General features: G+C 61.9%; 21 protein-coding genes. 10 read left to right on the forward strand and 11 right to left on the reverse strand.

The window, feature by feature from the left end:
* Positions 1-13: 13 nt before the first annotated feature.
* From M0D66_RS20080 to gspG, 7 genes are all read right to left on the reverse strand, one after another.
* Positions 14-517: a type II secretion system protein M gene (locus M0D66_RS20080; RefSeq protein WP_093634523.1), complete on the reverse strand. Its 504-nt coding sequence runs from the start codon at positions 515-517 to the stop codon at positions 14-16.
* Positions 514-1,935 (reverse strand): type II secretion system protein GspL, encoded by a 1,422-nt coding sequence (gene gspL, locus M0D66_RS20085; protein ID WP_266211399.1) that lies wholly within the window; start codon positions 1,933-1,935, stop codon positions 514-516. The genes M0D66_RS20080 and gspL overlap by 4 nt, the downstream gene beginning before the upstream one ends.
* Positions 1,936-1,963: 28 nt before the next feature.
* Complete coding sequence (gene gspK, locus M0D66_RS20090) at positions 1,964-3,322, reverse strand: type II secretion system minor pseudopilin GspK (protein ID WP_266211400.1); 1,359 nt, start codon at positions 3,320-3,322, stop codon at positions 1,964-1,966.
* A gap of 583 nt (positions 3,323-3,905) precedes the next feature.
* On the reverse strand, positions 3,906-4,583 hold the full coding sequence (locus tag M0D66_RS20095) for a type II secretion system protein J (RefSeq protein ID WP_266211401.1): 678 nt from the start codon (positions 4,581-4,583) through the stop codon (positions 3,906-3,908).
* Entirely contained in the window at positions 4,561-4,977 is a 417-nt protein-coding gene (gene gspI / locus M0D66_RS20100; RefSeq protein WP_266211402.1) for a type II secretion system minor pseudopilin GspI, read from the reverse strand. Before gspI ends, M0D66_RS20095 begins: the two co-directional genes overlap by 23 nt.
* Position 4,978: 1 nt before the next feature.
* Positions 4,979-5,533 carry a GspH/FimT family pseudopilin gene (locus tag M0D66_RS20105; protein ID WP_266211403.1) on the reverse strand — a complete coding sequence of 185 codons (555 nt, stop codon included), beginning with the start codon at positions 5,531-5,533 and terminating at the stop codon, positions 4,979-4,981.
* A 30-nt stretch (positions 5,534-5,563) separates the two neighbouring features.
* A complete protein-coding gene (gspG, locus tag M0D66_RS20110; protein ID WP_093634518.1) occupies positions 5,564-6,028 on the reverse strand; it encodes a type II secretion system major pseudopilin GspG in 465 nt (154 codons plus the stop codon).
* 173 nt (positions 6,029-6,201) lie between these two features.
* Between gspG and M0D66_RS20115 the strand changes: the two genes are divergently transcribed.
* Positions 6,202-6,615, forward strand: coding sequence for a type II secretion system protein N (locus M0D66_RS20115; RefSeq protein WP_093634673.1), 414 nt, complete (start codon positions 6,202-6,204; stop codon positions 6,613-6,615).
* A 30-nt stretch (positions 6,616-6,645) separates the two neighbouring features.
* Here the strand turns inward: M0D66_RS20115 and gspF are convergent, their stop codons facing one another.
* From gspF to gspD, 3 genes are read right to left on the reverse strand one after another with little or no spacing between them, the layout of a single operon-like run.
* Complete coding sequence (gspF, locus tag M0D66_RS20120; RefSeq protein ID WP_093634517.1) at positions 6,646-7,863, reverse strand: type II secretion system inner membrane protein GspF; 1,218 nt, start codon at positions 7,861-7,863, stop codon at positions 6,646-6,648.
* A 4-nt stretch (positions 7,864-7,867) separates the two neighbouring features.
* The gene (gene gspE, locus M0D66_RS20125; RefSeq protein WP_301772901.1) at positions 7,868-9,436 is read right to left on the reverse strand and encodes a type II secretion system ATPase GspE; all 1,569 of its coding nucleotides are present in this window, start codon (positions 9,434-9,436) and stop codon (positions 7,868-7,870) included.
* Entirely contained in the window at positions 9,433-11,763 is a 2,331-nt protein-coding gene (gene gspD, locus M0D66_RS20130) for a type II secretion system secretin GspD (RefSeq protein WP_266211404.1), read from the reverse strand. The genes gspE and gspD overlap by 4 nt, the downstream gene beginning before the upstream one ends.
* Here gspD and M0D66_RS20135 point away from each other — a divergent pair.
* The 3 genes from M0D66_RS20135 to M0D66_RS20145 all read left to right on the forward strand — a co-directional run bounded on the left by M0D66_RS20135 (position 11,757) and on the right by M0D66_RS20145 (position 14,209).
* Positions 11,757-11,933: a hypothetical protein gene (locus M0D66_RS20135; protein WP_211706295.1), complete on the forward strand. Its 177-nt coding sequence runs from the start codon at positions 11,757-11,759 to the stop codon at positions 11,931-11,933. The genes gspD and M0D66_RS20135 overlap by 7 nt on opposite strands.
* A gap of 346 nt (positions 11,934-12,279) precedes the next feature.
* Entirely contained in the window at positions 12,280-12,729 is a 450-nt protein-coding gene (locus M0D66_RS20140) for a lytic transglycosylase domain-containing protein (protein WP_093634514.1), read from the forward strand.
* A gap of 157 nt (positions 12,730-12,886) precedes the next feature.
* The gene (locus M0D66_RS20145) at positions 12,887-14,209 is read left to right on the forward strand and encodes a GTP-binding protein (protein WP_266211405.1); all 1,323 of its coding nucleotides are present in this window, start codon (positions 12,887-12,889) and stop codon (positions 14,207-14,209) included.
* Between the two features lie 123 nt (positions 14,210-14,332).
* Here the strand turns inward: M0D66_RS20145 and M0D66_RS20150 are convergent, their stop codons facing one another.
* Positions 14,333-14,611: an HU family DNA-binding protein gene (locus M0D66_RS20150; RefSeq protein WP_006050811.1), complete on the reverse strand. Its 279-nt coding sequence runs from the start codon at positions 14,609-14,611 to the stop codon at positions 14,333-14,335.
* Positions 14,612-15,025: 414 nt separating this feature from the next.
* Between M0D66_RS20150 and mnmC the strand changes: the two genes are divergently transcribed.
* The 6 genes from mnmC (at position 15,026) to M0D66_RS20180 (ending at position 23,522) form a co-directional block, all read left to right on the forward strand.
* Positions 15,026-16,993, forward strand: a complete 1,968-nt coding sequence (mnmC, locus tag M0D66_RS20155; protein ID WP_266211406.1) for a bifunctional tRNA (5-methylaminomethyl-2-thiouridine)(34)-methyltransferase MnmD/FAD-dependent 5-carboxymethylaminomethyl-2-thiouridine(34) oxidoreductase MnmC — start codon at positions 15,026-15,028, stop codon at positions 16,991-16,993.
* Between the two features lie 853 nt (positions 16,994-17,846).
* Positions 17,847-19,052, forward strand: a complete 1,206-nt coding sequence (locus tag M0D66_RS20160) for a cation:proton antiporter (RefSeq protein ID WP_256455815.1) — start codon at positions 17,847-17,849, stop codon at positions 19,050-19,052.
* A 152-nt stretch (positions 19,053-19,204) separates the two neighbouring features.
* Positions 19,205-20,320: a YbdK family carboxylate-amine ligase gene (locus tag M0D66_RS20165; protein ID WP_200651938.1), complete on the forward strand. Its 1,116-nt coding sequence runs from the start codon at positions 19,205-19,207 to the stop codon at positions 20,318-20,320.
* Positions 20,321-20,855: 535 nt separating this feature from the next.
* Positions 20,856-21,494: a MarR family winged helix-turn-helix transcriptional regulator gene (locus M0D66_RS20170; protein WP_054042738.1), complete on the forward strand. Its 639-nt coding sequence runs from the start codon at positions 20,856-20,858 to the stop codon at positions 21,492-21,494.
* A gap of 128 nt (positions 21,495-21,622) precedes the next feature.
* Complete coding sequence (locus tag M0D66_RS20175; RefSeq protein WP_200619591.1) at positions 21,623-22,336, forward strand: glutamine amidotransferase; 714 nt, start codon at positions 21,623-21,625, stop codon at positions 22,334-22,336.
* 73 nt (positions 22,337-22,409) lie between these two features.
* On the forward strand, positions 22,410-23,522 hold the full coding sequence (locus tag M0D66_RS20180; RefSeq protein WP_211703111.1) for an NADH:flavin oxidoreductase/NADH oxidase: 1,113 nt from the start codon (positions 22,410-22,412) through the stop codon (positions 23,520-23,522).
* Positions 23,523-23,618: the final 96 nt, after the last annotated feature.

A 23,618-nucleotide genomic window follows, 5' to 3' on the forward strand; every position in this document is an offset into this window, starting at 1 on the left:
TGTAACGGCGCGGTCATTTCGCGGTAGACGGCTGCATCGACGCCGTCAGATCCACCTGGCCGTCTTCCTTGAGCGCGGTCACGTGCGCCTCGGCGACCTGCACCTTGAACTGCTTGCGCGCATCGTCGACCCAGCTCGTCCACGCAGGGAACGCCACGTTCTTCATCTGGATCTGCACCATGTTGCCGATCACCTGCACCTGGGTCGCGGCGAGGCCGTGATCGCCGAGCGAGGCGGTGAGCGCGTCCTTCAGCGCCGCGCCGGTCGGTGCAACACCTTGAGCCGCGGCGGAGAGCTGGCGCGCTTCGTTCGCCTGCGCGGTCATCTGCGCCAGCTGACGCTGCAAGCTGGGCAGCGATTCACGCAGATGCGCGCGGCCGTCCTGCGCCGGCGCCCACAGCACCGACCATGCAATTACGACAGCCAGCACCCCGCCGCCCCATGCCAGTAGCGTTTTTTCCCGCTCGGTGCGCTGGTCCCAGAATCCAGCCCAGCTTTGGGCAAGTTCAGCTTTCATTGTCCGTTCCTGATGGTCCACTTGCCGGTATTGCTGTCGATCGCGCCGGTCAGGCCGTTGCGCGCGAGACGTTTGGCGAAATCGGGATCGAGTTTCACCTCGGGCTTGAAGGTCACATCGAGACGCCGGTCGTGATAGTCGAGCGCGGCGATGCCGTTGACCGGCACCGGCGCCAACGAACGCGCGAGGCCATCGGCGAGCGACAGGAAATCGTCCGGTGACAACTCACCCGCCGCCACCCGCAACTGTTGCAACTGGCGCGACATCTGGTCGGGCGCATCGAGCACGACCGTCGTCTTGGGGAAAGCGTTGAGGAGCAGCTCGGTCATCTGCGTGTTGATTGCGTCGCGCTGACGCGCGAGCATCAACCACTGCACGTTCGCGCCGATAATCGCGATCACTAGCGCGGCGACCGCCAGCGCGACCGGCAGGCGCAGACGCCGCAGCGTCGCGCGGTCGAGCCGCCACGGCTGTGAGGCGAACTCGAACTGACACAGGTCGAAGCGGCACTCCAGCGCGCGGCGGGCGAGTTGCTCGAACGGCAGCGGGCTGGCCCCGTGGATATGGGCCGCGAGCTTCGCCGGGCTGGTTGCCGCGAGACTCGGCTCATTGCCGGGCACTTCCGTCAGCATGTAGAGCGAAATCGGCGCCGCGCCGGCAAGCGCGCTGAGCGTCGCGTTCACAGAATTAGCCGGCACCGCGAGCCCTTCGCCTTGCACGCCGCGCGCGATCGCCAGTTCGACGCGCGGTGTGCCACTGACCGGCGCGCTTTCGACCTCACTCCCAAGCAGCAATGCGGGCGCGGTCTGGACGACGGCGCCGAGCACGGCCGCCACCATCGGCACCACCGACGCGACGCCAGGCGCCATCACCGGCGCCACGCCCGGCAGCGATGTTGCCACGCTCGCCGAGTCCGCCATAACCGGCTCGCCCGCGTTGACCATTTCCGCGACTTCGGCGGGCGTGTCGAGCGCGACGGCTTGCGGCAGACAGCGCGTAACCGGCACGGCGCGCACGCTGCGGTGACCGGCGGCGGCAAAGGCCTCGCAGATGAACCGGAACCAACCGCGGTCGATGATCGCGAGCAACTGCCGGCCGCCCGCGACCGGTTGCGGATCGACGGCGATGTGACAGGTTTGCGGGTCCTGGATCAGCTGATCCTCGACGACATTCGGCAGCGCCTGACGCAATCTCGGACCGCGCAAGGGCGGCAACTTGGCGGGCATCATCAGCAGGTCGCGGGCGGCGACCATCAGCACCGTCGACGTAGCGCGCGGCAGCAGCGCGAGCGCCGAGCGGCCCGCGCGTTGGGTGCGGCCCGACTTGTCGAGCAGCACGAACGGCAACTCCGGCAGTTGCCATTCCTGCGATGGCACCGCCGGATCACGCGGCGGCAGTAGGACGATCAGTGTGCTCAAAGGCCACTCTCTCTGGGAAAGGCGTTACTCATAGTTGGTCTTGTACCCGCACGATACGCGTAGTGTGAGTCAATGCGTCGCGATAGACGAGGGTCGTGCGGTCCACTTCCGCGCGTTCGTGCTGCACGCGGCCGTGAATCAGAAAGTAGTTCGTGTTGACATCCATTTGACTCGGATCGATCCCGACCGAAGGTACGCCGGCGCCGCTCAAGGCGAGTTGCACGTCGCTGACGTTATGGAAAAACACTGTCTGCCGACGCGCGACGAAGGCTTGCGCGGCGGACAGGTTCATCCCCGGCACGATGGCCGCGATCACTTCGGCGGAGGCCGTATTCATGTTGACCGCCGAGACCGTCGGCAGCACGGTGACGAACGGCCGCAAGCGCGCGACCATTTCCGGCGTATAGCCGGGAATATCGAGCAGCGAATCGACGCTGGTCATTTGCAGCGGCGCGACGGCCGCGTTGTCATCGCCGTCTTCCATACCGGGTTTGTCGGTGAAGCTGCCGCTCGTGGCGCCGCCACCCGTGCTGATCGGGGCTGCCGGCGCGCCGGTAGTGGACGTAACGGTCTGGAAGCGTGTTGCCGATTGACCCAGACTCGCGCGCATCTGGACCGCGGTGTTCTTTGCCAGTTGGCTATTCACGCCGAGGGATACCAGCAGGCGCTGATAGGCGCCGATCTGCTCCGTATTGATCTGCATGACGCCCGGCGCGGGGCTCGAGACGAGATTACGGAGGTTGAATTTGGCCTGAGCGTCTTCGATTGAACCTGAGAGATAGGTTGCCTGGCCTTGGTCGGCTCTGACTTCGCCGATTTGCCCGAGGAAATCCGACAGACGGGTTTTGGCGATGGGAACGCCCCATAGACCGCCCAGGTAGGTGATGCCTGCTGAGGTGTCGCCCTCCGAGCGGAGGATCAGGCGCGTCCAGTCCAGTGCGCCGCGGGCGACCCATTGCGCCTGGGAGAGGAGGCGTTGGTTTTCGATCCTTCGGATTTGGACTTGCTGGCGCCAGAGCATGCCCGAAACTAGGATCGCTGATAGCGCGACTACTAATAGGGCACTGATGATGGCTGCTCCGCGTTGGGTTGCCTGCGCGGCGCTTCGGTGTTTGCCTACGGCGTTGGTCTTTGCTCGGCTCTTTTGCCTGCTTTGCGCTTTTGTCAGTGTTCTTAGGGTGTTGGCCTTTCCTTGTTTTGCTAGTGGTCTATTAGCGTTGCCCCTGTGCGGGGCGGCACCTACTTTTCTTTGCCGGCTGCAAAGAAAAGTAGGCAAAAGAAAGCAGCTCAAACCGCTAATGCTAAGCGGGAACCGTAGCTCAGAACCGCCAGTGGCTCCGTGGAATCTGTGTTCTCTCACATTCAGCGTTGGTGACAAGGGCATCATACTTCCGGCGGCGCTACGCGCGCCGAAGAGTAATTCCGAAAACCAGGGGGCGAACTCCCGCGCCCCGGGAGCCGTCGGCTTCGCCTCGGCGAGGTGCCTGATTGGTTGGTTGCGCGTTGCACGCGCGACCGAAGTGGAAGGTAGCAATTGCGAGTGGGGCAGAATCACGCGAACCACTGGTTTATTGAATGGCTCTTCCGGCGAGCACGCAGTGTGAGACGGGAGGTATGACGCCCTTGTCACTAGCGTATGGAGGTGCACGAATACAGATTCCAGATGCACCACTATCTGTTGCAGGCTACGGTGCCCACTTAGCATTAGCGGTTTGAGCCGCTTTCTTTTGCCTACTTTTCTTTGCGGCGGCAAAGAAAAGTAGGTGCCCCCCCGCACAGGGGGAACGCTAATAGACCAAAAGCAAATCAAGGAAAGGCCAACACCGCAAGCGTGCAGACAAACCCGCCAAGCAGGCAAAGAAGACCAAACCGAAAGGCACCCCAGCACGCACCCAACCAAAGAGCGTCGCGAAGACAACAACAAACCAGAAGACCCAGAGCGTCGCGGAGACAACAAAAAACCCTTCATCTCATTCTCCGACGAGAAAAACCCGCGTTACAGGCCGCGCCAACGACTTAGCCCCCACACTCACTTCCAGCCCAGTCACCGACCGCGGCAGCGGCGCATTCCCCAACTGGGGCACCTTCAAATTATTATCGTTCTCCGTAATCGCACTCTGCACATCCTTCATCTGCGTGGTCCAGCCAACCTTCGGCACATACAGCCGGGCAGAAATAGCCCCGACGCCCCCCATCAAAGGTACCGCCGTCCAGCCATTCCCCTCACCACCGCGCAGCGCACCCCGCAACTCGCCCACATTCCCCAGCGGCGGCGACGCATACCGCACCACGCGCCCCTCGGATATGCGATACCTCACCACCTGCAAGCGCGGCGCCGTCCCCGGCAACACAATCTCCCGTACGATCTGCAGCACATTGCCACTCACCGATACAGCCGCCTGCCCAGACTCATCATCCGACGCGGCCTGCCGCACATCAATCCGCATCTGGTCGAACAGCTGCGCAAAGACGCGCTCGTCCTCCATCGCGTTCGTGATCGTCTGCCTGCCACGAATGATCTGGTCCAGCCCGCGCCACGACAGCACGGCAATCACCGCCATGATCGCAATCGCGACCAGCAACTCGATCAGCGTGAAACCACGCGTGCCCGATCGGCCGCGGCGCTCAGAGCGAACGGTTGTTTTCATTCGCGACCACCGTGACCATCTGGGCGAGATTGCCGGAACGCCCCGGCGTCGTCACCATCACTTCCACCCGACGAAAAACCGGATTCGGCGTCGCCGTCACATGCTCGGTACAGATCAACTCCAGATTGCCCTGCGAGCAGTCAAAACTCGTCGAGCCAACGTTCGGCCAGCCATGCGTCAAATGCAATTGCGCGAGCGTATTGTCGGCGCTCCATCCCGCCAGCAGCCGACGGTGCAGATCGGCTTCGCCGCTCGCCAAACTTCCTACCGCGCGCAACGACGCCGCCAATGCAATCGCGATGATCGCCAGCGCCACCAGCACTTCGATCATCGTAAAACCGCGCTCTGCGCCGTGGACCATCTCGCGAGCGCCCTTATTCCTGCAACGACGCATCTCAGTGCACCTCATAGCGGCCATTGCCGGTGCCGATGATCGTCGCGCGCCCCGCGGCAGAAAACAGCGTGATCTGCACGGGCACGTCGATCGCTTCGGTGCCGAACACGACACGGCTCGGGTGCGAGTCCGACCCGGGGTAATCGATCGTGACGCCGGTCACCCCACCTTCCCAGTTGCGCGGCCCAAGCAGGTCGTCACGCAACGGACGCCAGCCGTCTTCGGTACGCAGATCGAAGCGGAAGCCGCCATCGAGCGGTTGCCATGCGATCGGTCTTGCGCGCACCTGCGCTTCGTCGCCGGCCGACTCGAACAGCAGCGCGAGACGCTGCGCTTCTTCGTTCAAATCGGTACGCGGGTTGCGCGTCATGGTCAGCGCGGTCAGCGATACCAGAATGCCCGCGATCACCAGCACCACCATCATTTCCAGCAGCGTGAAACCCGCCGCACGCTTCCGGCGGCTTACGCTGAAATCACGCGCGCCGACACACGCCGTGCCCGGCAGCGATGCCGTACACGGAGTGTCCACACGGGACTTGCAAGCGGACAGTCGCATAGTGCCGGCCACGAACGATCAACTACCCGTCTATTGCCACGACCCTACGTCGGCGTCGTTGCCTTCGCCGCCCGCTTTGCCGTCGGCGCCATAACTGAACACATCGATCTCGCCATGCACGCCCGGGTTCAGATACTGATAGCTATTGCCCCACGGATCGTTCGGCAAGCGTTCGAGGTAGCCGCCGTCCTTCCAGTTGTTCGGCACCGGGTCCGTGCTCGGCTTTTCGATCAGCGAGCGCAAGCCTTGCTCCTGAGTCGGATAACGGCCGTTGTCGAGACGGTAGAGTTTCAACGCCTGCATTACGGTGCCGATGTCCTGCTTGGCGGCGACACGCCGCGCTTCGTCCGGACGGCTCATGATTTTCGGCACGATCAGCGCGGCCAGAATACCCAGAATCGCGATCACGACCATGATTTCAATCAGCGTGAAACCGCGTTGACGACGGCTGCGCGGACCCGCGATTTCATGACGGCGAAGGGTCGACAGTTGCATAGCTTGCTACCTCTTTTCAGGTGAAATTTCGATCGGGCGGAATTCGCGCGTCAGGCAATCAAGGTGCCATTGAACACGCCCGGCCGGTCATTTTAATGTCATGTTCTTGAAGGGTTGCGTGAAACCGCCAGGCACCCCAACGCAATTTTCACAATAGTCCGTACAATATGCGCATGAACGCTATCCAAATCCGCCTTCTGTCGCTCGCACTGTTCGCCGTGTTCTGCGCGACGCTGACCTACTGGGTCATCACGATCTCCACGACGTCCGGCGCGCCGTTGCCCGCCGCCGCCGCGCATACGCAGGTCTCGACCGATCAGGCTGCCACGCTGTTCGGCGGACAACTCACCCGCAGCGCGAACCAGGATGTGCATCTGTTCGGCATCCTCGCTTTGCGGGAAGGCGCCGCGGCCATCGTCAGCGTCGGCGGTGAACCGCCGCATGCTGTGTCGCTCGGCAGCGCGCTCATGCAAGGCGCCAAACTCTCCGAAGTCCGCGCCCGCTCGATCATCATCGACCGCAATGGCGCGCATTCCGAAGTGTTCCTGCCGGCCAATGCGCCAGGTCCTACCATCTACGTGCGCTGACCCAACCGGGCGTTCTGCCCGGTTTCCGCCTTACTGCACCAGGTTGTTCAACTCGATGATCGGCAGCATCACCGCCAGTACGATCACCAGCACCACGCCCCCCATCGCCAGAATCAGCAACGGCTCGAGCAGGCTCGTCAGGAACATCGTGCGACGCTCGAGCTCACGTGCTTCGCCGTCGGCCGCGCGATCGAGCATGGTCGTCACGTCGCCGGTCGCTTCACCCGAACGGATCAGGTGAACCAGCACCGGCGGAAATGTCTTCGTATTGCCGAGCGCGCGCGATAAGGACGTGCCTTCGCGCACACGCACGATCGCATCGTCGATGTTCTCGCGCATCGCGACATTGCTGAGCGTTTCGGCTGCGGCTTGCAATGCGCGCAGGATCGGCACACCGGCCGCCGTCAGAATGCCGAGCGTGCTGGCAAAGCGCACGGTGTTGTAACCGCGCACGAGTTTGCCGAGCAGCGGGGCGGTCAACAGCCAGCGGTCGAAAGCGAGGCGCGGGCCGGGCTGCTTCAGGATCGAGCGCACCAGATACACCAGCACGACCACGCCGATTAGCATCGCCCACCACCAGTGCCGCACGAAACCGGACAGCGCCATCATCATGATGGTGAGGATCGGCAGTTGCTGTTTGGTGCTGGCGAACACGTTCACCACTTGCGGCACCACGTAGCTCAACAGGAACGTGACGATACCGAAGGCGATCAGCGTCACGATCGCCGGGTAGGTGAACGCGAGCACGATCTTCTGCTTGAGCGCGTTGCGTTGCTCGATGTAGTCGGCCAGACGCGAGAGGACGAGACCGAGCTTACCGGTATGTTCACCGGCGGCTACCAGTGCCCGATAGATCTCGGGGAAGTCTTTCGGATGCTGCGTCAGCGCGTTGGCGAGCGAATGGCCGCCAAGCACTTCGGCACGAATCGACGCCATCAGCTCGCGGATGTAGTCGCGCTCCGATTGCTCGGTCAACACCGATAACGCTTCATCGAGCGGCAAGCCCGCGATCAGCAGGCTGGCCAGTTGCCGCGTGAGAATCGCCTGCTCGCGCTGCGACAAACGCCGTCCCAGTGACAAGCGTTGATTGCGCTCACCGCGTGTGCGCGTCGCAGCCGGTTCGACGACGAGTGGCGTCAGTCCCTGCGAACGCAAATTGGTCCGCGCGCCGCGCGCGCTGTCCGCGTCGAGCACGCCTTTTTGCGCTTTGCCCGCCGCATCGATTGCTTCGAAACGAAATGCCGGCATGCGCTTATGCTCCGCCCGTCACGCGAATCACTTCTTCAAGCGACGTCAGCCCGGATGCGAGCCAGCGGTCCGAGTCTTCGCGCAGCGTACGCATGCCTTGCGCGCGACCCGAAGTGAGAATTTCCGCATCGGACGCATTGCGGTGAACCAGCGTGCGGATTTCATCGTCGATCAGAAGCAGTTCGTAGACGCCGCGACGTCCCGCGTAACCCGACTGGCCGCATTTCTCGCAACCGACCGGATGCCAGCGCACGCTGCCATCCTCTTCGACGCGCTCTTCGCGGCATACCGGGCACAGGCGCCGCACCAGCCGCTGCGCCAGCACGCCGAGAAGCGATGACGCCAGCAGATACGGCTCGACGCCCATGTCGGTCAAACGGGTCACGGCGGATGCCGCGTCGTTCGTGTGCAATGTCGCCAGCACAAGGTGACCCGTGAGCGATGCCTGCACCGCGATCTGCGCCGTTTCCAGGTCGCGGATTTCACCAATCATGATGACGTCCGGGTCCTGCCGCAGTATCGAGCGCAGCGCCCGCGCGAAGGTCATGCCGATCCGCTCGTTGACCTGCGTCTGGCCGATGCCTGAGAGGTCGTATTCGATCGGGTCTTCGACCGTCATGATGTTGGTGGTCGCGGTCTCAAGCCGCGACATCGACGCGTACAGCGTGGTCGTCTTGCCCGAGCCGGTCGGGCCGGTCACCAGCACGATGCCGTGCGGTTTGCCGATCAGCTTGTCGAACTTGACGAGCGTATCGGGCGCCATGCCGAGCGCTTCGAGATTCAGGCGTGAGGCGTCCTTTTCCAAGAGACGCAGCACCGCGCGTTCGCCGTGGCCGGTGGGCAGCGTCGAGACACGCACGTCGACCGGACGTCCGCCGACGCGCAGCGTGATCCGGCCGTCTTGCGGCAGACGCTTCTCGGCAATGTCGAGCTGCGCCATGATCTTGATCCGCGATATCAGCGCGCCATGCAGCGCTTTTTTCGGCCGCACAACATCGCGCAACGTGCCGTCGACACGGAAGCGCACCACAGACGAAGTCTCGAACGGCTCGATGTGAATATCCGAAGCCTGTTCGCGTGCCGCTTGCGTGAGCAGAGCGTTGATCATGCGGATGATCGGCGCATCGTCTTCCGATTCGAGCAGATCCTCGATCTCGGGAATGTCCTGCATCAAACGCGACAGATCGACTTCGCCTTCCACTTCGCCGACCACCTGCGCCGCACTGCCGTCCTGGCGCGCGTACGCCTGGTTGATCGCGAGCGCGAGCTCGTCAGCCGGCACACGCACCACAGACAACGCGCCGAAGTTGCGTGCGACTTCAGCAAGCGCGGCATCGCTGGTGCGTTCGCTGATCCAGACTTCGAGACTATCGGCATGCTGATGCGCGACCAGAATCTGGCCGCCGCGGGCGAAGCCGTAGGGCACAAGGCGTGCGGCGACCGCCGACGGCGCGATGCGTTCGGCATGCTCCGCCGCGACTGCGGGCGGAATCGCCCCGGCTTGCGTCGATGCAGCGACGCGCGCCGCTGCGGGCGATCCCGAAGCTGACGGCGGCGTGGACGGCGTGCTCACGGCTGCACTCCAGGTGACGCCGTGGACGGTGCCGTCGGTACCGGATTCGTCTGCACAGCGCCACCGTTCGTGACCGGGTTCGTCTGCACAGGGCCACCATTCGTGACCGGCGGCGCCATCTGCTGACGACGCATCCTGTCGAGATCGAACAGATTCATCGCGGGCGAACCACCCTGGCTCGGGCCGATCGGCATCGGCGGAACCACCGGATCGTCCTTGTCCTTGATCAGGTTGTTATCCGACTTGTACGCGCCCGTCACGCCCTGGACGTAGTCGTAACGGTTCGCCGTCACGGCCTGTGCGGTATCACGATCGGTGATGATCACGGGGCGCAGGAACACCATCAGGTTGGTCTTGGCGCGGGTCTTCTGTTCCGAGCGGAACAACTGGCCGATCCAGGGAATATCGCCCAGCAACGGCACCTTGCTGTTGCTGACCTGGTAGTTGTCCTGCATCAGGCCGCCCAGCACGATGATCTCGCCGTTATCGGCAAGCACGGTCGACTGGATCGAACGCTTGGTGAACTCGGGACCCGCCGGATTGGTCGCGGCGTTGGTCGTGCCGTTCACGATCGCCGAGTCTTCCGTGTAGAGCTGCAGCTTGAGAATCCCGCCCTCGGTAATCTGCGGTTTGATGTGCAGCGTCAGACCGACATCGACGCGGTCGAATGTATTGAACGCGTTGCTGGTCGTCCCGCTCGTGAGGTTCGAATACGAACCCGTCTGGATCGGCACGTTCGTGCCGACAACGATCTTCGCTTCTTCGTTGTCGAGCGTGATGAGGTTAGGCGTCGAGAGTACGTTCGCATCCTGAGTCTGCGATAGTGCCTGCAACAGCGCGCCGAGTCCCTGCACACCGAAAATGTTGTGAATCCAGCCGACGTTGAGGCCCTGCTGGATATTCTGGGTTGCGAGCGCCCCGGCGAGACCGCCGGTCGCGCCCGTCGCTGCGGCCGCGGCCGTCAGATTGATAATGCTGTTGCCGGTGCCGGTCGCCAGGTTGGTGCCGGCAAAGATCGAATTGTTCGCGACCTGCCACTGAATGCCGAGGTTGGCGTTCGTGTTCGAGTTCAATTCGACGATCAGCGCCTCGATATAGACCTGCGCGCGCCGCGCGTCGAGCTGGTCGATCACTGCTCGCAGGTTGCGGTACACCGGCTCAGCCGCCGTGATGATCAGCGAGTTGGTCGCTGAGTCCGCCTGGATCATGCCGCCCGGCTGATTGTCGTCGTTCTTGTCCTTGTCGCCACCGAGCAGGCCGGCTGAGCCCGAACCGCCGCTCGAACCGTATCCGCCGCCCCCGCCACCACCCAAGGGTGACGCCCCCGAACTGCCGTTGAGTCCGCCCGACGGCAGCGGCGGCGTACCCGACGTGCCCGTCGAATTGCTGCCGAAGCCGCCTCCACCACTACCGTTCTGGTTGAACGAATTCGCGTCATTCGAGCCACCCGATGAGCCGGTGTCGCCGCCCTTACCGAGCATCCCGCGCAAGGTCTTCGCGAGCTTCGTTGCGTCGGCGTTGCGCAGCGCGACGACGTGCATGTTGCCGGGCATGGTGGTCGGCGAGTCGAGTTCCTTCGCCAGCTGCTTCGCGGCTGCGAGCCGGCCGCCGTTCGACGCGCGAATCAGCAGCGAGTTGGTGCGCGGGTCCGCGGTGATCGACACCTTCAACGTTGCGTCGGTGCTGCCGATCGCGCCGGGGTCGAGCATCTTGGTCAACTGCGTGGCAATGTCGATCGCGTTGGCGTTCCTCAACTGCACGACCGCTACCGACTGGCCCGCAGCCGTATCGACACCCGCGATGATCTGCGCGATACGCCGCACGTTGTCGGCGTAATCGGTCACGACAATCGAGTTGTTGGCAGGGTAGGCTGCCACGGTATTGTTCGGCGAGATCAGCGGACGCAACACCGGCAGCAGGTTATTGGCCGATTCGTTCTTCAGCACGAACACCTGCGTGACCACCTGGTCGCCTCGCGCCACCGGCGTATTGCCGACGTAGGTCGGCACGCCTTGCAGCTTGGCATCGGCCTCGGGTACGACCTTCAGCACGCCGTGGTCCTGGACCAGCGCGAAGCCCTGCATCCGCAAAGCAGATTGCAAGGTCTTGAGCGCCTGATCTTCAGGCACTGCATTCTCCGACACGAGGTTCAGCTGACCCTTCACGCGTGGGTCGACGATGATCGTTTTGCCGGTCGCCGCGCCGATCGCCTTGGCCACCTGGTCGATATCGGCGTTCACGAAGTTGAGTGTCACCTGTGCCTGTGCTGTCTGCGCGGTGATCAATCCAGCCACCAGCAGCGCCGTTGCGACGCGACGCAATGCCATACGATTTCTTCTCATGGAATATGGGATCGATGTCGACGGCAACAGCCGCCAACGGTCATGCAGTGCGAACATTGGAGCAGGCCGCCGCCCTGTCGGTCTGCCAGCCGGCTTCACAGGCGATCAACGCCCTGGATGCCTTACTTCCAATGCCCGAAAAAAAGGAACAGTAACAGTTTTTCATGTCGGATTTGTCACAAAACGAACGGCTCCGTGCGATTACTCTAAAGACCGTCGCTGACTGTCAAACAATTGAAAGCAAACGAGCTTGTGTGCGGCGAACCGCAGAAGCGCTTCGTTTTACGCTTGATTATGTCGGTTAGCTAACTTGACGCATGTAAGTCTGCCGGTATGATACGAGCCGTTCGAGGTACTGGTTGTGACTTGGCAACGCGGGTTTTCCCCGATGGCCGACGAAGGCCCGGCCAGTACGCCTCACCGGCTTCCAGAGACTGAAGTATGGCCGATGCTTTGCCTTACCAAACCTTACTCTTGCGATTTGATTAGTCGTCTTGACTGATGAAACGAACCTTTGTCACCGTCGCCGCAGGACTTGCCGTGCTGATCGCAGCAGGGCAGGCACGCGCCGATTGCTTTGACGAAGCGGCGAAGTATCAGAAGGTCAACCCCTTGATTCTGCGCGCAATTGCGTGGCAGGAGTCACACAATCGGCCGGACGCGCAGCATAAGAACGCCAACGGCTCGACCGACTACGGCGTGATGCAGATCAACTCGATCCATCTGCCCGTTCTCGCGCAGTACGGCATCTCGCAGGGCACGCTGATGGAGCCTTGCAAGAACGTCTACATCGCGGCGTGGCATCTGCGCCGCCAGATGAACAAGTACGGCAATACCTGGCAGGCGGTCGGCGCGTATCACTCCGAGACGCCGGCACTGCGTGACAAGTATGCGATGCAGATCGCTGCAATCCTGCGCAAGTGGAATCTGATGCCGGCTGCTGCACGCTGACTCACGCACGTCCCGATCCGGCCCGTCACGCGGCCGCTCCCCGTTTGATGCACAATGCGGCTTCGTGCTGCCGTCGGTGTTCGGCCATCTTCCGGCCCCGGAGTCATGCGACCCCAACCCGGCACGCCTTCCAATCCTCTTGTTTTCCCGTACTGCGATGAACCAGCCGCTATTGCCCGTCACCGTGCTCTCCGGTTTTCTGGGCGCCGGCAAGACCACGCTCCTAAACCACATCCTCGCGAATCGCGCCGGTTTGCGCGTCGCCGTGATCGTCAACGATCTGGCCGCCGTCAATATCGATGCAACGCTCGTGCGCGACGCCGCCGCGCTCTCGCATGTCGAAGAGCAGCTCGTCGAACTGTCGAACGGCTGCATCTGCTGCACGTTGCGTGATGACTTGCTGGTCGAGATCAAGCGGCTTACGGGTGAAAAGCGCTTCGATGCGATCCTGATCGAATCGACCGGTGTAGCCGAGCCGATGCCGATCGCCGAAACCTTCACCTTCGTCGACGACGACGGCGCATCGCTGTCCGACGTCGCGCAGCTCGATACGATGGTGACGGTGGTCGATGCATTCAACTTCCTGCGCGACTACGGTTCGGCCGACGCGCTTTCCGAGCGGGGCATCGCCGCTACCGAAGAGGACGATCGGACGCTGGTCGAATTGCTGATCGAGCAGATTGAATTCTGCGACGTGCTGGTGGTGAACAAGGCCGATCTGGTCAGCGCGGATGAGCTCACGCGTTTGCAGCGCATCCTCGCCCGCATCAATCCGCGTGCCGTGCAGGTGGTGAGCCGTTTCGGCGAAGTGCCGCTGGCCGAGGTGCTGAACACTGGGCGCTTCGATTTCGATGAGGCATCGAGCGCACCGGGCTGGCTGGCGTCGCTTAACGACGAGCATGGGCACGACCACGAACACGGCCATGCCCATCACGGTGAAGCGGACGAATTCGGCATCGGCAATTTCATTTACCGCGCGCGGCGGCCGTTTCACCCGGAACGCCTGTGGGCGCTGCTGCATCAGGAATGGAAGGGCGTCTTGCGCAGCAAGGGCTTCTTCTGGCTCGCAACGCGTAATGACATTGCCGGTTCGTTGTCGCAAGCGGGCGGCGCTTGCCGGCATGGTCCGGCGGGAATGTGGTGGGCCGCGCAGGATCGCAGCGAATGGCCGGACGGCGATGACGAACTGGCCGCCGAAATTGCCGCCGACTGGTACGGCGATCCGGACGATCTGAGCATCGGCGATCGCCGCCAGGAACTGGTGATGATCGGCGTCGGCATCGACCCGGCGGTCTGGCAAGCGAAGTTCGACGCGTGCCTGCTGACCGATGAGGAATACGCGGCGGGACCAGAAGCGTGGCAACAATTCGCCGATCCGTTCCCTGCATGGGACTTCGACGAAGACGACCATGATCATGACCACGATCACCACGACCACGACGGTCATGGCCACGGCGAAATCGTGCATCGCCACGATTGAGTTCGAGCGGCCTTTCTGCCTGATGCGGACTGTTTAGCCGCGACGCCCGTCGCGGCTAAACAAGCAGCACAGGCGAAAAAAAACCCGCCGTTGGCGGGTGTCAACTGCCAGGCAGTAATCTGCTTAGCGCTTGTTGACTGCGTCCTTGAACGCCTTACCAGCCGTGAACTTGACGGTCTTGGCGGCCGGGATCTTGATAGTTTCGCCGGTCTTGGGGTTACGACCCGTACGTGCTGCGCGCTTGCCCGAACCGAAGCTGCCAAAGCCGATCAACTGGACCGCGTCACCCTTCGACACAGACTTCTTGATCACTTCAAGCAACGTGTCCAGCGTCTCACCGGTTTGAGCCTTGCTGGCGCCGGTTTGTCCTGCGACGGCGTCGATCAGTTCCTGTTTGTTCATTAAGGTTCCTTTCTGAGTTTAGGTTGACACGAACAGCGCGAACGCGCCGATTATACGTGCGCGGGCCGCGCCGTCGAGCAGCTGCGGCTCCGGATCCCCTCCGGACAATTAGCGCCGGGCAGTGACTGCCCGTCGGCCGTGCTGCCGCTCCCTTCGCGGCGCTTGCTATGATAGCGCAGCGCAAACCCAATCAGGATAAGGGTTTCGAAGATTTAAGCGGTTCTGGGGCAGATATCGAGGGGAAACCCTTCCTTTTCCTCCTCGCAGAGCCCAATTGAAGGCTGAAACCCAGCATGGACGGGGCTTAGCGTTGGTTTTTGCCAACGTTGCAGCACGTCTTTTTCGCCGCCCGGCGAGTTGCGCACGCTGGCGGTAACGTCTGACCCGCTCTTTCGAGCGTCATTTCTGCCGCGCATGACCGATCCGCTGATCCCCGCCGTCCTCGCTTTTCGCGACAACGGCACGCCTTTTTCGCCGTTCTACGACGACATCTATCACAGCGCTGTCGGCGGTCTCGAGCAGGCTGAATACGTCTTCCTCCGCGGCAATGGACTGCCGCAACGATGGCAGGGCCGCCGCGTCTTCACCGTGCTCGAAACCGGCTTCGGCATGGGGATCAACTTCCTGATGACATGGGCTGCCTGGCGTGCCGATCCGGCGCGTTGCGAACGCTTGCACTTCGTCTCGACTGAGAAGCATCCGTTTACTCAAACCGATTTGCGCAGCGTCTATGCGAAGACGATTTCAGATCCGGAGATCGCCGCGCTGGCGGAAACGCTGGCCGCCGAATGGCCGATGCTTGTCCCCGGCACGCACCGGCTCGAATTCGAGGGCGGGCGAATCACGTTGACGCTGGTGTTCGCCGACGCCGCGCAGAGCCTGCCAGCATTGAGGTTGCGCGCCGATGCGTTCTATCTTGACGGCTTCGCGCCGGCAAGAAACCCCGAAATGTGGACACCCGCAATCTTCAAGGCGCTCGCCCGGATGGCCGGCGAGAACGCCACGTTCGCAACCTACAGCAGCGCCGGCGACATCAAACGCGCGCTGACCCAAAACGGCTTTGTGTACCAAAAAGTCGACGGCTTCGGCTGGAAGCGCGCGATGCTGGTCGGCCATTTCACGCCACGCTGGCGCGTGCGTCGTTATGAGCCGCCCGCGCCGCTTGAAGTCGATGAACGGCATGCGATCGTGATAGGCACCGGGCTCGCGGGTTGCGCGGCGATCGAGCGTCTGGCCGCACGCGGCTGGCGCGTCACGTCGCTGGAACGGCACGCGTCGGTGGCTCAGGACGCCTCGGGCAATCCGGCCGGCGTGTTCCATCCTATGATCTCGCGCGACGACAGCGTCGCGTCACGCGTCACGCGGGCGGGCTTTCTGTACACGCTCAGACGCTGGGCCGCGCTCGAACGGCTTGGTTTCCGTCCATTGCGCGGCGCGCCAGGGCTGTTGCAGATCGCCGCGGACGATGAAGAAGCACGCTCGATGAGCGAGGCAATCGCCGCGTTCGGTTACCCGGCGGAATATGTGACGCCGGTTTCGCTGAGCCAAGCACAAAGGCTTGCCGGCATGCCACTCGCGCAAAGCGGCTGGCTCTTTCCCCAAGGCGGCTGGATCGACCCGGCGTCGCTTTGCGCCGCGCAGTGCGCAGCTGCTGGCGGGCTGCTCGAACGCCGCTTTGGAGTAGACGTAGCGCGTCTCGAGCGATCAGGCAATCAATGGATCGTCTTCGACACAGCGGGGCAAGCCATCGCGCATGCGCCCGTGGTCATCGTCGCGAGCGCGCACGACGCCGCGCGGCTCGCCGGTTTGCAGTACGCATCGACCCGCAGCATCCGCGGCCAGTTGACTTTGCTGCCGCCGGGCACGGTGCCAACACTCGAAATGCCGGTTATAGGCGAAGGCTACGCCGTCCCACTCGCCGACGGCGTCACGCTGACCGGCGCTACCTACGAGCTCGACGACCCTGACACCGCGTTGCGACCGGATGGCCATCTGGAAAACCTCGAGCGCGTCGCGCAGATGCTGCCCGCCTTTGACGCCATTGTCGATCCGGCACAGGCGTTAAAGCTCGACGGGCGCGTCGCATTTCGCTGCGTCACAAGTGACCGGATGCCGATGATCGGCAACTTCGCCGATGAAACCGCCTCGGCACGCGACGCCCAACGCCTGCGTGGCGCATGGCCACTCGATCTGCCACGCGTCGACGGCTTGTACGGCGCGTTCGCGTACGGTTCTCGCGGTCTTGTATGGGCGGCACTTGGAGCGGAGCTGATCGCCTCGCAGATTGAAGGCGAGCCGTGGCCGCTCGAACGGAACTTGGCGGAAGACATCGATCCAGCCCGCTTCCTCTTGCGTGCGTTGCGCCAGGGAACGGTGAGTTAACCCGTAGTTAACCGTGCACACCAAACATCAGCGTGAATAAAAGTTATCCACCGAAACTTGTGGATAACCGCGCCGTTTACCGGCGCAACTCATGTGGAACCGTTGTGGACGTAAACGGGGTAACTCTGCCGCGTCCGAAAATCGCGAAAAGTTACCCTTGTATACCCGCCGCTGCCGCACACGCTGTGCATCCTGTTATGCGAGCGGCAAGCCGATGAATCAATTCGGTAAACCGGAGTTATCCACAGAAAATGAGTCACCTTGTTAACTGTTACTACGTATACATACGGTAAACCTGTAAACAGAAAGGCCGTGCCGGGATCGAGCGCAATCGTTGAGCCCGAAGCGTCGAAAGTTGGAGGAAAACGCCTCCAGCCGTGTCCCAGGAAACACATCTGCAACGTCAGATCTGTACGCTATGGGAGCCCGACCCGGTTTTAAAACGGTCGCTTTTTCCTCATCTCGCGAAGATAACGTACGTTTTTACCGTTTTGCCTGCATGTTCCTGTCTTTTCGGTCAAGTCTGAAAAAGCTATGGCACAATCGCCGTTCTTTTCCGCGTCGTGCCTCGCCGCTGGCCGCACGCGCTGCAATGGAACGGTGCCGCGCAATCAGAATCTGATTCAAAGTCGACGGCGTTCTTTCACCGTGCCGGGCCGGTAGCTACGGCCGCCCCCAGAATGCGCTGCGCCCCTTGCGGCAGCGGCACATTCAGATCATCCGATCGTTGAAAACTCGCAACGCGGGTCACGCGAAGCGATCGCGACAGTGAGCGCCTCATGCGTTCATCCGCTCGCCGGTGTTTGCGCCGGTTCGTGTTGTCTGCCGTTGCTGCCAAGGAGAACCCATCACGATGAAGTCGGCGTTTTCATTTTTCCCAGCCTGGCCACTCACACCCGACGCCATTTTTTGGGCTGGTCTTGCATTGCTCGCCGCGGGTCTGTGCGGTGAACTGTGCTATCGCGCATGGCGTTTGCCGCGCATTTCCGGATATGCGGTCATTGGTCTGGTAGCCGGCGCAGCCGGTTTCGGCGTGATCGACGCCGATTCCGCGAGCGCCGCGCGGCCATTGCTCGACGTAGCGCTCGGTTTGTTGTTATTCGAACTGGGTAGCCGGCTCGATCTGCGCTGGATTCGTCGCAATCCCTGGCTGATTCTGTCGAGCGTCGCGGAAGCCACGCTGACGTTCGCGCTGGTTTTGCCGGTTTTGTTATTCCTGAAAGTGCCGCTGATCGTAGCGACGGTGCTTGCCGCAATTGCCATGGCGACTTCGCCGGCTATGGTGATCCAGCTCAAAACGGAGCTACGCGCGGAAGGTCAGGTGACCCAACGTCTGTTGACCCTTACCGCATTGAACAGCATGTATGCGGTGGTGGTCGAAAAGCTTGTCTCGAGCTGGTTGCATCAGGAGGTTTACGGCAACGTCTACGCCACGATTCTGCAGCCGCTGTATCTGCTGGTCGGCTCACTCGTGCTGGCCTATCTGCTGGCGCGCACCTGCACGTTTTTTTATCGTCGTCTGAACATGCAGGACGAGCATTCGTTCGTCGCGCTGTTCGGCCTCGTGCTGCTCGCCATTGCGGTGGCGCATGTGTTCAAGCTTTCCACCATTCTCGCGTTGCTGGCCGCGGGCATCATCGTGAAGAATCTTGAAGCTCGCCCGCAGTTGTGGCCGGAACATTTCGGCACGGCCGGCTGGTTATTGACGGTGATTCTGTTTGTGCTGACGCTGACGTCGTTCGAATGGAAAGACATCGCGCTTGGCGGTGTCGCGGCGCTGGGTCTGATTGTTGCGCGTCTGGTTGCGAAACTGGTGGGCGTGATGGCTTTCGCCAAGCCAAGCGGCTTGAACTGGAAGCAGGGCATGGCGCTCGGTTTGTCGTTATCGCCCATGTCGGCGCTCGCGTATCTGCTCGTCGACGATACCTACAACCTCTATCCGAATTTCGATCCGCAACTGCGCGCGATCGTGATGTGTTCGATTTTCGTGCTGCAGATTCTCGGGCCGTGGCTCGTGTATCGCAGCCTGGCGCTGGTGGCTGAACGGCGCGAAGAGTAAGCGCACGGCAAGGGCACGCCGCTGTCCGATGCGCTGTCCAATGCTTCATGCGCCTGATTTGCGCGCTTTATCCAACTTATTCGATTCAAAAACGGCCGGATGTGTGACACAGACATGTGACACACATCGGCCGACCTGACTCAGGGGACGCTATGTCACTCGAACCCTTCATCGATTCGAAACCGTTCACTTTCGGTGTCGAACTCGAGATGCAGATCGTCAATACGCACGACTATGATCTGACCAAAGCCGGCTCGGATCTGATGCGCCTCATCAAGGACGAAAAGATTCCCGGCAACATCACGCCGGAAATCACCGAAAGCATGATCGAGCTGTCGACCGGTATCTGCACGACGCATGAACAGGCCGTCACCGATCTGCGCACGATCCGCGACACGCTGGTATCGGCGGCCGACCGTCTGAACGTCGGCTTGTGCGGCGGCGGCACGCACGCATTCCAGCAATGGAGTGAAAGGCAAATCGTCGATACGCCACGCTTTCAGTATCTTTCCGAGTTGTACGGTTATCTTGCCAAGCAGTTCACGGTGTTCGGCCAGCATGTGCACATCGGCTGTCCGGATCCGAACAGCGCGCTGTATCTGCTGCATTCGATGTCGCGCTTCATCCCGCATTTCATCGCGTTGTCCGCTTCGTCGCCGTTCGTGCAAGGTGTCGACACCGGTTTTCATTCGGCACGACTGAATTCCGTGTTCGCGTTCCCGCTCTCGGGCCGCGCGCCGTTCGTGTTGACGTGGGACAGTTTCGAGGAATATTTCTCGAAGATGGTCCACACCGGCGTGGTCAACAGCATGAAGGATTTTTACTGGGACATCCGGCCGAAGCCCGGTTTCGGCACGATCGAAGTACGCGTGATGGATACGCCGTTCTCAGTGGATCGCGCCGCGGCGATTGCCTGCTACATCCAGACGCTTGCCCGCCATCTGCTGCTCGACAAGCCGATCGTGCCGAAGGAAGACGATTATCTCGTCTACACGTTCAACCGCTTCGAAGCATGCCGCTTCGGTCTGGCCGGCAACTGCATCAACCCGCAAACAAGCGAACGCAAGACGATTTCCGAAGATATCCTCGAAACGCTGGATCTGATTGCACCGCACGCCGAAGCATTGGGTTCGGGCAACGCGCTCGCCGAAATCGGTGCGATTGCGCGCGGCCAGGTCAACGATGCGACGTGGCTGCGGGGCGTCTTCGATCAGGAAAAGTCCTTGCATGAAGCTGTCCGACAGCAGTGTCTGCAGTGGCGAGCCTAGCTAGATAGAGGATTGCTTACGTTAAACCGTAAGGAAGACCCGCCTCGTGCGGGTTTTTTTTCGTAAATAAATTTCCAGCTCGGGGGCCTTCAGGTTTTTCTAAAGTTTACGTATACAAACGTAGTAGTAGTTAACAAGCATTGCATCTGCCTGTGGACAACTGAATAATTCCCTGAAAAGTCAAAGTGCTACGTAAACCATAACCAGGCTGATCCGGGGCGCATCGAGGGCGGTAAACGAGGACAACTTTAGTAAGGAAAGAGGGGGCAAGTTACTTATCAAGAATCGGCACACACGCCATCCCCTGTGTTTTCCCATGGTTATCCACAGCTTGCGTTGGATAACTTAGCTGTACGATTGGCCGGTCTCGCATAGAATGTCGTTTCATCTGCCTTTGGCTTGCAAGGCGGTAAATTTTTGAGATAGTAGAAACCGTCTCGTCTGCTTTACGGCGAGGCTACCCCACACAGGCTACGGGCGTGTTCGGCAGCGGTTTGCCGACATCGCTCGCAAGCTAATAAACCAAACGAAGATTATGAGCGAAGGCGTATACGGAGAACAGGCAACCGGGCGAGTGACCCACAGCCTATTGCGATTGAGCACGGCCATGCGGAGCCAGGCTTGGGAATGGGCGGAAGGCGCAGGCCTTACGCCGACCCAGGGCGAAATCCTGGTCTTGCTGATGCAACGCAAGGGCCCGATGCGTCTTGGTGAAATTGCCCGCGAAACGGCCCTGACCGCCGCGACTACCAGCGATGCCGTGAGTACGCTCGAGACCAAAGGTCTGGTCGAAAAGCGCCGCGCCCTCGACGACGGCCGCGCCCTCGCGGTCCGTCTGACGGCGCGTGGCCGCACCGCCGCGAAGCGCGCTGCGCAATGGCCGGACTTCCTGGCCAAGGCGGTCGGCACGCTGCGCGACGAAGAGCAGACACTGTTCTATCGCACGCTGCTCAAGACCATCCATCAGCTGGAAGCGCAAGGCACGATTCCGCCGCACCGCATGTGCCTGAGCTGCTCGCACTTCGAGCCGAGCAAGAATCCGAAGAAGACGCCGCACCACTGCGCGCTGCTCGACATGAAGATGTCGGACACGGATCTGCGTCTCGATTGCTCGGTGTACGAAGTGGCCGACGTCGCTACCCAAAAGAAGACCTGGAAGATCTTCGCCCAATAAGGCGGCTTCTCCTGGGACAATCCGCTACACTGCGAAGCCGTGTGCCGGCGGGCGGTGAATACCGTCCGCCGGCTGGTTCGCTCCGTGTAGCGGCAAGTCTTTAGGCAACCTTAAGGTGGGACAGGCTGATGAATCGGGAAGTTCTGGCCATTCGCCACGTGCACTTCGAGGATCTGGGCAGTCTTGAGCTGGAGCTCGGCGAGCGGGGGCGCCCGGTGCGCTATCTCGACGTTGGCGTCGCCCGTATCGAAGCGCCGGACCCGTTTGCCGCATCGCTCATGGTCGTGCTCGGCGGCCCGATCAGTGCAATTGACGACGCGCTTTACCCGACGCTTGTCCCGTTGCTGTCCATGATCGAAAAACGCATCGCCGCCGGTTTGCCGACGCTTGGCATCTGCCTCGGCGCGCAATTGATCGCGCGTGCGCTCGGTGCACGCGTCTACCCCGCGGGCCATACCGAACTCGGCTGGACACCGCTTACGCTCACCGATGCGGGCCGTGCGTCGCCGGTGCGTCATCTGGACGGCGCCCACACGTCGATGCTGCACTGGCACGGCGACACCTTCGATCTGCCCGACAGCGCCACACGTCTCGCCTCGACGCCCGCCTGCGAAAACCAGGCGTTCGCGTGGGGCGGCCATGTGCTGGGTCTGCAATGTCATCCGGAGATTCGCGCTGACCGGTTCGAACCCTGGCTGATCGGCAATGCCGGTGAAATTGCCGGCCACGGCATCGATGCGCGGCAGTTGCGGGCCGAGACCGCACAGTTCGGTCCGCCGCTGGAAGCCGCCGCACGCCGGATGTTCGGTGAGTGGCTCGATCAGGTCGAGCCGAAACCCTGATCCGCGCACGCCTGCAGACAATCATCCGCGGTGCTATGCTCGATCGCTCTCGGGTTTCTACTGGGCGTAATCCATGAGCGCGCTTTTTTCCCCGCTCACGCTGCGTAGCGTGACGCTTCCCAATCGTATCGTCGTCTCCCCGATGTGCCAGTATTCCGCCGAACGTGGCGAGGCGACGGCATGGCACATGATCCATCTCGGCAGTCTCGCGTTATCGGGCGCCGGCATGTTGTGCATCGAGGCGACCTCCGTCGAACCGGATGGCCGCATCACGCCGGGCGATCTCGGACTGTGGGACGACGCTACCGAAGCCGCGCTGAAGCCGGTCCTGGCCGCGATCCGCAAGCATTCGCCGATTCGCGTCACCATGCAGTTGTCGCACGCAGGGCGCAAGGCGTCGAGCCATGTGCCCTGGGAAGGCGGCCAACTGATTCCGGTGTCGCAAGGCGGCTGGCTGCCGCATGCACCGTCGGCATTGCCGCACAAGGCGGGTGAAGAGCCACCGCTCTCCCTCGACACGCCCGCACTGAACCGGATCCGCGAAGCCTTCGCGGCCTCCGCGCGTCGCGCCGCGCGCCTCGGCATCGATGCTCTCGAAGTGCACGCGGCACATGGCTATCTGCTGCACCAGTTCCTGTCGCCGCTCGCCAATCAACGCAGCGACGATTACGGCGGTTCGCTCGAAAACCGGATGCGCTTTCCGCTCGAAATTTTCGACATCGTGCGCGCCGCGTTTCCCGCCGACAAACCGGTTGGCGTGCGCGTCTCGGCGACCGACTGGGTCGAAGGCGGCTGGACGCTCGAGGACACGATCGCGTTCGCGCAGGAATTGAAAAAGCGCGGCTGCGACTGGATCGACGTGTCGTCCGGCGGTGTTTCGCCTTTGCAGAAGATCCCGCTTGAGCCGGGCTATCAGATTCCTTTCGCGAGGGCCGTCAAACACGCAACGGGCCTGACTACTATCGGCGTGGGCCTGATTACCGATCCGTTGCATGCCGAACAACTCATTGAAGAAGGCGATGCGGATCTGATCGCAATGGCTCGCGCGTTGCTCTACAACCCGCGTTGGCCGTGGCATGCCGCGGCGCAGCTCGGCGCGACGGTCGAAGCGCCGCCGCAGTACTGGCGTTCGCAACCGCGCGAGCAAAAAGCCCTGTTCGGCGATATTTCGTTCGGACAACGGTGAACCAGCCAACGCGCCTTGTGCGCACACGTCTTATTGACGGTTGAACGAAGCCGTCTTGAGCGTGTAGGATGCCGGATGTGGCGCATGAGCGTCGCA

It is taken from the genome of Paraburkholderia sp. SECH2, assembly GCF_030464795.1.
Taxonomy (GTDB): Bacteria; Pseudomonadota; Gammaproteobacteria; order Burkholderiales; family Burkholderiaceae; genus Paraburkholderia; species Paraburkholderia aspalathi.